Source organism: Methylobacterium sp. DB0501 (assembly GCF_011043735.1).
GTDB lineage: Bacteria > Pseudomonadota > Alphaproteobacteria > Rhizobiales > Beijerinckiaceae > Methylobacterium > Methylobacterium alsaeris.
Genome location: NZ_JAAKGV010000059.1, coordinates 1 through 8,074 on the forward strand (window position 1 = coordinate 1; position 8,074 = coordinate 8,074).

Below are 8,074 nucleotides of genomic sequence, written 5' to 3' on the forward strand. Positions count from 1 at the left end.
CATATGAGGAGGCCTCATCCGCCTCCCTAAGCCGGTCCAATGATCTCAGAAAGTCACTAGGACCATAGAGAAATCTCCATGCCTCAGGGCTTCCGTCGAGGGGGATCTCGATCGGGGTCAAGCCTGCTATGACCAATCTGGCGCTGGTTGGCATATAAGTCAACTGGCAGGAGGGGGCGGTCGCGCGTTTCGCTCAACCGATGCATAATCTGACACATACAAGTCGAGATAGAAGCCGCCAAGGCCAGGTGGATCAAGCCGACATCAACGCTTTCCGGTGAGCTTGCTGCATAATACCGGATAGTCGAGGCGGGCGAGCGCGCGGACGAGGCGCGGCACCACCCGGGTCTCCCGGTAGAGCGCCACCAGCACGGTGTAGACCGGCAGCTCGGCGTCCGGGATCGCCGGAGGGACCGGTAGGGGAGCGGGCCGCAGCAGCGGGGCGGCGAGGCGGAAGACGATCACCGCCAGGACCAGGAGGTTGAGCCCCGCCACCGCGAGGAGCTGCAGCCAGGATGCGGCGTCGAGGATGAGCAGCAGCCCGGCGATGCCGAGCAGCAGGGCGAGGACCTGCCCCGGATGCAGGCCCGGGCGGTAGGCCCAATCGGGCGTCCGCACCTCCAGCGCCTCGGCGGCCCGGGCGGCGGCGCGGGGGCCGGCGGTGCCGAGCACCGCGGCGGCGAGCGCCGCCGGCGTGGTGAACACGGCCTCGGGCGGCGCCCCGGTCTCGAGGAGGACCGCCACCGCGCCGGGCGGGGGGGCGAGGTAGATCTCGCCCGCCGCGCCACGAGCCGCGCCGTGGCGGATATCCTCGGGAAACCGCGCCGCCGGGTGCAGGACGAGGCAGGTCGAGCGGAACGGCCGGCCGAGCGCCCGGGCGAGGGCGGCGTAGTAGTCGGCCTCGCTCATCAGGCCGGCCCGCAGCAGGGCGGCCACCGGCTCGGTGCCCTCCCGCTCAGCCCGGGTCGAGGCCTCCCGGACGACGGCGAGATCGGTGCCCTGTCCGAGCAGGAAGGCGAGCTCGCCCGGCAGGCGGAGGGCGGCGCCGTGCGGGGACCGGACCTCGACGAACATCGGGCGCTCCGATCGTTGCGGCCTTCCCCCGGCGGAGGTTCGTGCTACGAGAGCCTATGGCTCTCCCCGTCTCCACGACAGCGTCGCGTCCCTCCGCCGGCGGATTTCTCGCGAGCGTGGCACGGATGTCGCAGCGTCACCTATGCCAGGCCCTGGCCGCCCTGCTGATGCTCGCGGCGGTGCCGGCGGCCGCCGCCGATCCGGTGACGATCCCGAATTTCTGGAATCCCCGCGCCCGGCTGGAGCGGCCGGAGCCGCCCCAGACCACCCGGCCGGTGCGCTTCCTCACCGACGACGAATACCCGCCGCTGCACTTCGCCGGGCCGGACGGCAACCCGACGGGCTTTGCCGTCGAGCTTGCCCGCGCGGCCTGCGAGAAGCTCGGCCTGACCTGCACCGTGCAGGTGCGCCGGTTCGACACGCTGCTCGACGCGCTCCAGGCCAACCAGGGCGACGTGGTGGCGGCCGCCGTGCCCCTCACCGCCTCGCTCAGGGCCGATCACCGGGCGACGCGGCCGTATTTCCGGTGGCCGGCCCGCTTCGCCGTACGCGGCGACAAGAGCCTGCCGGCGCCGGACGCGAAGGTGATCGGCGAGCACCCGACCGGCGTGGTCGCCGGCACCGCGCACGAGGCCTATCTGCGCACCTTCTTCCACGTGACGCCGAAGACCTACCCGGACCTCGCCACCGCCGAGGCGGCCCTGCGCCGCGGCGAGATCGAGTACCTGTTCGGCGACGGGCTGGCGCTGGCCCTCTGGATCGGCGGCACCGACGCGGCCGGATGCTGCGCGTTCGTGGGCGGCGACTACCTGGAGAACCGCTATTTCGGCGAGGGCATCGGCTTCGTCACCCGCAAGGAGGACGAGGGCCTCGCCCGCGCCCTCGACGACGCGCTCCAACGCCTGTGGGACGAGGGCAAGTACGCGGAACTGTACCTGCGGTTCTTCCCGGTCAGCCCGTTCTGAGCGGCGTCGCCGAGACGAGGGCGCAGGCCGTGCGCCTTGCTCCGGGAGCGGCGGTCAGCCCCGCGGCGCCCGCGGCACGAAGGGATGCGTGCTCGACAACCCGCCATCGACCGCCAGCGCCTGCCCGTTGACGTAGGCGGCCTCGTCGCTCGCCAGGAACAGGGCCGCCGCGGCGATCTCCTCCGGCGCCCCGGCCCGCCGCAACGGGTTGAGCTGGCCGATGCGGTCCTGCTTGCCCTTCGCCCGCGCGGCGGCGAACAGGCCCGCCGTCATGCCGGTCTCGATCAGGCCCGGGCAGACGGCGTTGATCCGCAGGCCCGTCCCCGCGAAGGCGTCGGCGGCGGTCTGGACCAGGCTGATCACCCCGGCCTTGCTGGCGCTGTAGGCGGCTCCCGCCGCATTGGCCCTGAGGCCCGCCACCGAGGCGGTGCAGACGATCGCCCCGCCGCCATGGCGCAGGAGCAGCGGACCGCCATGCTTGATCGCCAGGAAGGCGCCGATCAGGTTGACCCGCAGCACTTCCTCCCAGAGGTCCACGCTCTGCTCGGTGAACGGCACGATGCCGCCGCCGATTCCTGCATTGGCGTGGATCGCATCGAGGCGGCCGAATTCCCGCTCGGCGGAGGCCAGGATCCCGGTGACGTCGGCCTCGCGGCCGGCATCCGCCGCAAGGGCCAAAGCCCGCCCGCCCTCGGCCGCGATGAGCGCGGCGGTCTCCTCGACGCTGCCCGGATCCCGGTCGACCACCGCGACCGCCGCGCCCTCGCGGGCAAAGAGCAGGGCGGAGGCGCGCCCGATGCCGCTGCCGGCGCCGGTGACGAGGACCGCCTTGTCGGTGAATCGTGCCATCGTGCCCTCACGCCACCGTGTAGCCGCCGTCGATCACCAGCACCTGCCCGGTATGGTAGGACGAGGCCCCGCTCATCAGGTAGACGGCGATCCCCCCAAAGTCCTCCGGACGGCCGAAGCGGCGGGCGGGGATCCGGGGCAGGTTGAAGGTCACGAACTTCTCGTTCGCCATCAGGCCGGCGGTCATGTCGCTCTCGATCCAGCCCGGCAGGATCGCGTTTGCCGTCACGCCGTAGCGGGCGAGTTCGACGGCGAGGGCCCGCACCATCGCGTTGAGCGCCCCCTTGGTGGCCCCGTAATGCTCGTTGCGCGCCGCGCCCAGGAGCGAGGCGACGCTCGACGTGGCCACGAGCCGCCCGAAGGCGTCGCCGGCGCCGGCGCGCTCGGCCATGTGCCGGGCCGCGACCTGGAAGCTCGCCACCACCCCGTCGAGGTTGACCGCGAAGGTCCGCCGCCACTCCTCCGCGTCCCGCTCCAGGAACGAGCGCCGCCCGCCCCCGGCCACGCCGGCATTGGCGAACATGCCGTCGACCCGGCCGAAGCGGGCGAGGGTGGCGTCGAAGGCGCGCTGCACCGCCTCCGGGTCGGCGACGTCGCAGGTCTCCGCCGTGACCGGGGCGCCCGCGGCTTCGAGGCGTCGGAGCGCGCGGCCGTTCTTGGCCTCGTCGCGGCCCCAGATCGAGACCGCGCAGCCGGCCCCGGCCAGGGCCTCCGCCATCCCGAGCCCGATGCCGCCATTGCCGCCGGTGACCACCGCCACCCGGCCGGTGAGATCGAACAGGCCCGCCATGGATCCTCCCCGGATTGGCCCGTCTCATCGCGGGCATGGGGCAGCATCGGAGAATGGGCGCCGGTGAGCAAGGCCCGGATTCGAACGTCCGGAACGGTGCATGACCAGGAGGTCTCAGCCGGGAGCGTCGCTCGGGTCGGAAGGAGCGGTATGTCGGCCGCCGCCGCCGATGCGTCCGCGGGTCCGCGCTGCACACGCATGTCACGCATCGGTCCGGCGCGCTTGCATCCGCCTGCCGCAGGCCAAATCTTGGACACCAGCAGGGGACACGCACTCACACATCCGGGATCCGCCGATGCCGCCACTCTCCATCCTCGACCTCGCGCCGATCCCGCAAGGGTCCACGCCCGGCGACGCGCTGCGCAACACCCTCGATCTCGCCCAGCATGCCGAACGGTGGGGCTTCACCCGCTACTGGGTGGCCGAGCACCACAACATGACGGGCATCGCCAGCGCGGCGACCTCGGTGGTGGTGGGCTACATCGCCGGGGGCACGCACCGGATCCGGGTCGGTGCGGGCGGCATCATGCTGCCGAACCACTCGCCGATGGTGATTGCCGAGCAGTTCGGGACGCTCGCCGAGCTCTATCCGGACCGCATCGATCTGGGCCTCGGCCGCGCGCCCGGCACCGATCAGCGCACCCTGCGGGCCCTGCGCCGCGACCCTGCCGCGTCGGATCACTTCCCGCAGGACGTGCTGGAGCTCCAGACCCTGCTCGGGCCGCTCGATGCCGGGCGGGTGATCCAGGCCGTGCCGGGCACCGGCACCAACGTGCCTTTGTGGATCCTCGGCTCCAGCCTGTTCGGGGCGCAGCTCGCGGCGATGCTCGGCCTGCCCTACGCCTTCGCGTCGCATTTCGCGCCCGACGCCCTGATGCAGGCGCTCGAGGTCTACCGCGCCCGCTTCGAGCCCTCAGGCCAGCTGGCGAAGCCCCACGCGATGGTCGGCGTCAACGTGATCGCGGCCGAGACCGACGGCGAGGCGCGGCGGCTGTTCACCTCGGCGCAGCAGGCCTTCACCAACATCTTCCGCGGCACCCGCGGCCAGCTGCCGCCGCCGATCGACGACATCGAGACCTACTGGTCGGGCCACGAGAAGGTGCAGGCCTCGGGCATGCTGGCCTGCTCGGTGGTCGGCTCGCCGGAGACGGTGCGCCGCGGCCTGGACGCGATCGCGGCCCGCACGGGGGCCGACGAGCTGATGGTCGCCGCCGCGATCCACGACCACAAGGCGCGCCTGCGCTCCTACGAGATCCTGGCCGACATCATGGCCGATCCGCAGCGTGCCGGGGCGGAGCGGCGCGAACCCGCCCACGCCTAAGCGAGTCGCCTCGCGTTGACCCTCGGGAGCGCGGCCCATAGGGTGCCGGGCTCCCGAAACGCTCACCGGAAGGCCGCGCCCGCGGCCTCACAGGCCGAAAACCCCCTCGCCATGTCCGCATTCAGCATCGATCCCGCCCTGGCGGAGGCCGCCGCCTCCGCGTCCGCCTGGCCCTTCGAGGAGGCGCGCAAGCTCGTCGCCCGGCTGGAACGGACGGGCAAAGGCGAGGTGCTGTTCGAGACCGGCTACGGCCCCTCGGGCCTGCCGCATATCGGGACCTTCGGCGAGGTCGCACGCACCTCGATGGTGCGCCACGCCTTCCGGACGCTCACCAACGACACCGTCCCGACCCGCCTCGTCGCCTTCTCGGACGACATGGACGGGTTGCGCAAGGTGCCGGAGAACGTGCCGAACAAGGCGCTGCTGGCGGAAAACCTCAACAAGCCGCTGACCGCGGTGCCGGACCCGTTCGGCACCCATGACAGCTTCGGCGCCCACAACAACGCCGAACTGCGCCGCTTCCTCGATTCGTTCGGCTTCGACTACGAGTTCCTGTCGGCGACCGAATGCTACCGCTCGGGCCGCTTCGATGCGACCCTGCTCACCGTGCTGGAGCGCTACGACGCCGTGATGGCGGTGATGCTGCCGTCCCTGCGGGCCGAGCGCTCGGCCTCCTATTCGCCGTTCCTGCCGCTCCACCCGGTCACCGGGCACGTGATGCAGGTGCCGATCGACGAGGTGAAGGTGGCGTCGGGCACCATCGTGTGGCGCGACCCGGCCACGGGCGAGGCCTACGAGACCCCGGTCACCGGCGGCCACGCCAAGCTGCAATGGAAGCCCGACTGGGCGATGCGCTGGGTCGCGCTCGGCGTCGATTACGAGATGGCCGGCAAGGATCTGATCGATTCGGTCAAGCTCTCGGGCCAGATCGCCCGGGTGCTCGGCGCCGAGCCGCCGGAAGGCTTCAACTACGAGCTGTTCCTCGACGAGAAGGGGCAGAAGATCTCGAAGTCGAAGGGCAACGGGCTCACCATCGACGAGTGGCTGGCCTACGGCACGCCCGAGAGCCTGGCCCTGTTCATGTACAACAAGCCGCGCGAGGCGAAGCGGCTGCATTTCGACGTCATCCCGCGCCACGTCGACGATTATCTGTCGTTCCTGGAGAAGTTCCCGGGCCAGGAGCCGAAGCTGAAGCTCGGTAATCCGACCTGGCATCTCCATGCCGGCACGCCGCCGGAGCCGGAGCGGGTGGCAGAGGGCGGGGCGATCCCGTTCGCGATGCTGCTCAACCTCGTGGCGGTGGCCAATACCGAGGACCCAGCGGTGCTCTGGGGCTTCATCCGCCGCTACGCGCCCGAGGCCTCGCCCGAGACGCATCCGCGCCTCGACCGGCTGGTCCACCACGCCGTGCGCTACTTCCGCGATTTCGTGCGCCCGGCGAAGACCTACCGGGCCCCGAGCGCGGAGGAGGCTGCCGCCCTCGCCGACCTGTCCGGGACGTTGGCGTCCCACGCCGGCTCGACCGATCCGGAAGCCTTGCAGGCCGCGGTCTACGAGGTCGGGCGACGCCACTTCCCCGACCTGTCGGGCAAGTCGAAGAGCCCGGACGGGCGGCCCGGCGTGTCCCAGACCTGGTTCACCACGCTCTACGGCATCCTGCTCGGCGAGGCCCGCGGGCCCCGCTTCGGCTCCTTCGTCGCCCTCTACGGCGTCGAGGAGACCCGGGCGCTGATCGCCCGCGCCCTGTCGGGGGCGCTCGCCCAGGAGCACGCGGCCTTCCTGGAGAGCCGCAAGGCTCCGGAAGCGGCCTGACACGCGTTCCGGGAAAGTCCGCCCGGAAGGCGGGTCGCCGGCCCGCGCGGTGGAGCCTCCCGCTCCACACGCTCGAGCGACGCCGACGTCCGCATTGCCTGCGCGATTGCGCAGCAATCGCCGAGCGATCGTTCGGACGTCGTATGACGCCCTTCGGTCCGGCTCCCGCCTCGCGGCGGGGGCCGCCATCACGTTGTCCCCACCTCACCACCCGTTTACCGTGGCAGCAGCGAATCGGTCGTGGTATGGAACGGATCAGGAACAAACGCCCCGGGATCTCGCCATGCGCGCCGTGATGCCGCTCCTGCTCCTCGCCCTGTCGGCGCCGGGTCACGTGACCGAGACCCACGCCATCGAGGTGGCGCGGCCGGCCCGGGAGGCGACGGCGATCGCGCGGCTGAAGGGCTGCCTCGCGCGGGAATCCGCCGCGGCGCGGATGCGCCACGAGACGGCGGAGCATTTCGCCGTGCGGGCGCAGCACATCTGCCTGCCGGCCAAGCGCGAGGCGGCGCGGGCGAAGGCGGTGGCCCTCGTCGCCGCCGGCTTCACCGAGGCGCCCGACCTCGTCGGCGCCGTCGAGCAGCTGCTCTCCGACCACGAGCGCGAGACGGCGGAGGCCTATGCCCGCAGCCTCGACCGCCGGCGCGTCGCGGGAACCCCCTGACGGAAGCCCCCGCGGCGACGCCGGACTTGATCAACCGGCGCTAACCCTCTAAGCGGGCCGCGCCTTCCGCCCGGCTGGACGTCGTGGGCGGGCTTGCCGCAGGTGATGGATATGGCCAAGGAAAAGTTTTCGCGGACGAAGCCGCACTGCAACATCGGCACCATCGGTCACGTTGACCATGGCAAGACCTCTCTGACTGCGGCGATCACGAAGGTGCTGGCCGAGACGGGTGGTGCGACCTTCACGGCGTACGACCAGATTGACAAGGCGCCGGAGGAGAAGGCGCGGGGCATCACGATCTCGACGGCGCACGTCGAGTACGAGACGTCGAACCGTCACTACGCGCACGTCGACTGCCCCGGGCACGCCGACTACGTGAAGAACATGATCACCGGGGCGGCGCAGATGGACGGCGCGATCCTGGTGGTGTCGGCGGCCGACGGCCCGATGCCGCAGACCCGCGAGCACATCCTGCTGGCGCGCCAGGTCGGCGTTCCTGCGCTGGTGGTGTTCATGAACAAGGTCGACATGGTCGACGATCCGGAGCTTCTGGATCTGGTCGAGCTCGAGGTGCGCGAGCTTCTGTCGAAGTACGACTT

General features: G+C 71.5%; 8 protein-coding genes. 5 read left to right on the forward strand and 3 right to left on the reverse strand.

Annotated elements, in window-relative coordinates; genetic code table 11:
* Positions 1-264: 264 nt before the first annotated feature.
* A complete protein-coding gene (locus tag G4G93_RS35035) occupies positions 265-1,074 on the reverse strand; it encodes a hypothetical protein (protein WP_165091902.1) in 810 nt (269 codons plus the stop codon).
* Between the two features lie 167 nt (positions 1,075-1,241).
* Between G4G93_RS35035 and G4G93_RS35040 the strand changes: the two genes are divergently transcribed.
* Positions 1,242-2,039 carry a transporter substrate-binding domain-containing protein gene (locus tag G4G93_RS35040; protein WP_246737193.1) on the forward strand — a complete coding sequence of 266 codons (798 nt, stop codon included), beginning with the start codon at positions 1,242-1,244 and terminating at the stop codon, positions 2,037-2,039.
* A 54-nt stretch (positions 2,040-2,093) separates the two neighbouring features.
* On the opposite strand, the gene G4G93_RS35045 is transcribed toward G4G93_RS35040, so the two are convergent.
* Together G4G93_RS35045 and G4G93_RS35050 are read right to left on the reverse strand one after the other, a co-directional pair.
* Entirely contained in the window at positions 2,094-2,888 is a 795-nt protein-coding gene (locus tag G4G93_RS35045; protein ID WP_165091905.1) for an SDR family NAD(P)-dependent oxidoreductase, read from the reverse strand.
* Positions 2,889-2,895: 7 nt separating this feature from the next.
* Positions 2,896-3,678, reverse strand: coding sequence for an SDR family NAD(P)-dependent oxidoreductase (locus G4G93_RS35050; protein WP_165091907.1), 783 nt, complete (start codon positions 3,676-3,678; stop codon positions 2,896-2,898).
* Between the two features lie 295 nt (positions 3,679-3,973).
* On the opposite strand from G4G93_RS35050, the gene G4G93_RS35055 reads away from it, so the two are divergent.
* From G4G93_RS35055 to G4G93_RS35070, 4 genes are all read left to right on the forward strand, one after another.
* On the forward strand, positions 3,974-4,999 hold the full coding sequence (locus G4G93_RS35055) for an LLM class flavin-dependent oxidoreductase (RefSeq protein WP_165091908.1): 1,026 nt from the start codon (positions 3,974-3,976) through the stop codon (positions 4,997-4,999).
* 111 nt (positions 5,000-5,110) lie between these two features.
* The gene (locus G4G93_RS35060; RefSeq protein ID WP_165091910.1) at positions 5,111-6,811 is read left to right on the forward strand and encodes a lysine--tRNA ligase; all 1,701 of its coding nucleotides are present in this window, start codon (positions 5,111-5,113) and stop codon (positions 6,809-6,811) included.
* Positions 6,812-7,094: 283 nt separating this feature from the next.
* Positions 7,095-7,475, forward strand: coding sequence for a hypothetical protein (locus G4G93_RS35065; RefSeq protein ID WP_165091911.1), 381 nt, complete (start codon positions 7,095-7,097; stop codon positions 7,473-7,475).
* A gap of 111 nt (positions 7,476-7,586) precedes the next feature.
* A partial coding sequence (locus G4G93_RS35070) for a GTP-binding protein (protein WP_165091748.1) occupies positions 7,587-8,074 on the forward strand: 488 nt, incomplete at its 3' end.

Excerpts from the sequence above, each read along its gene's own strand:
- G4G93_RS35040 (WP_246737193.1), top strand. The coding sequence starts at position 1,242 with ATGCTCGCGGCGGTGCCGGCGGCCGCCGCCGATCCGGTGACGATCCCG.
- G4G93_RS35035 (WP_165091902.1), bottom strand. The coding sequence starts at position 1,074 with ATGTTCGTCGAGGTCCGGTCCCCGCACGGCGCCGCCCTCCGCCTGCCG.
- G4G93_RS35055 (WP_165091908.1), top strand. The coding sequence starts at position 3,974 with ATGCCGCCACTCTCCATCCTCGACCTCGCGCCGATCCCGCAAGGGTCC.
- G4G93_RS35065 (WP_165091911.1), top strand. The coding sequence starts at position 7,095 with ATGCGCGCCGTGATGCCGCTCCTGCTCCTCGCCCTGTCGGCGCCGGGT.
- G4G93_RS35050 (WP_165091907.1), bottom strand. The coding sequence starts at position 3,678 with ATGGCGGGCCTGTTCGATCTCACCGGCCGGGTGGCGGTGGTCACCGGC.
- G4G93_RS35060 (WP_165091910.1), top strand. The coding sequence starts at position 5,111 with ATGTCCGCATTCAGCATCGATCCCGCCCTGGCGGAGGCCGCCGCCTCC.
- G4G93_RS35045 (WP_165091905.1), bottom strand. The coding sequence starts at position 2,888 with ATGGCACGATTCACCGACAAGGCGGTCCTCGTCACCGGCGCCGGCAGC.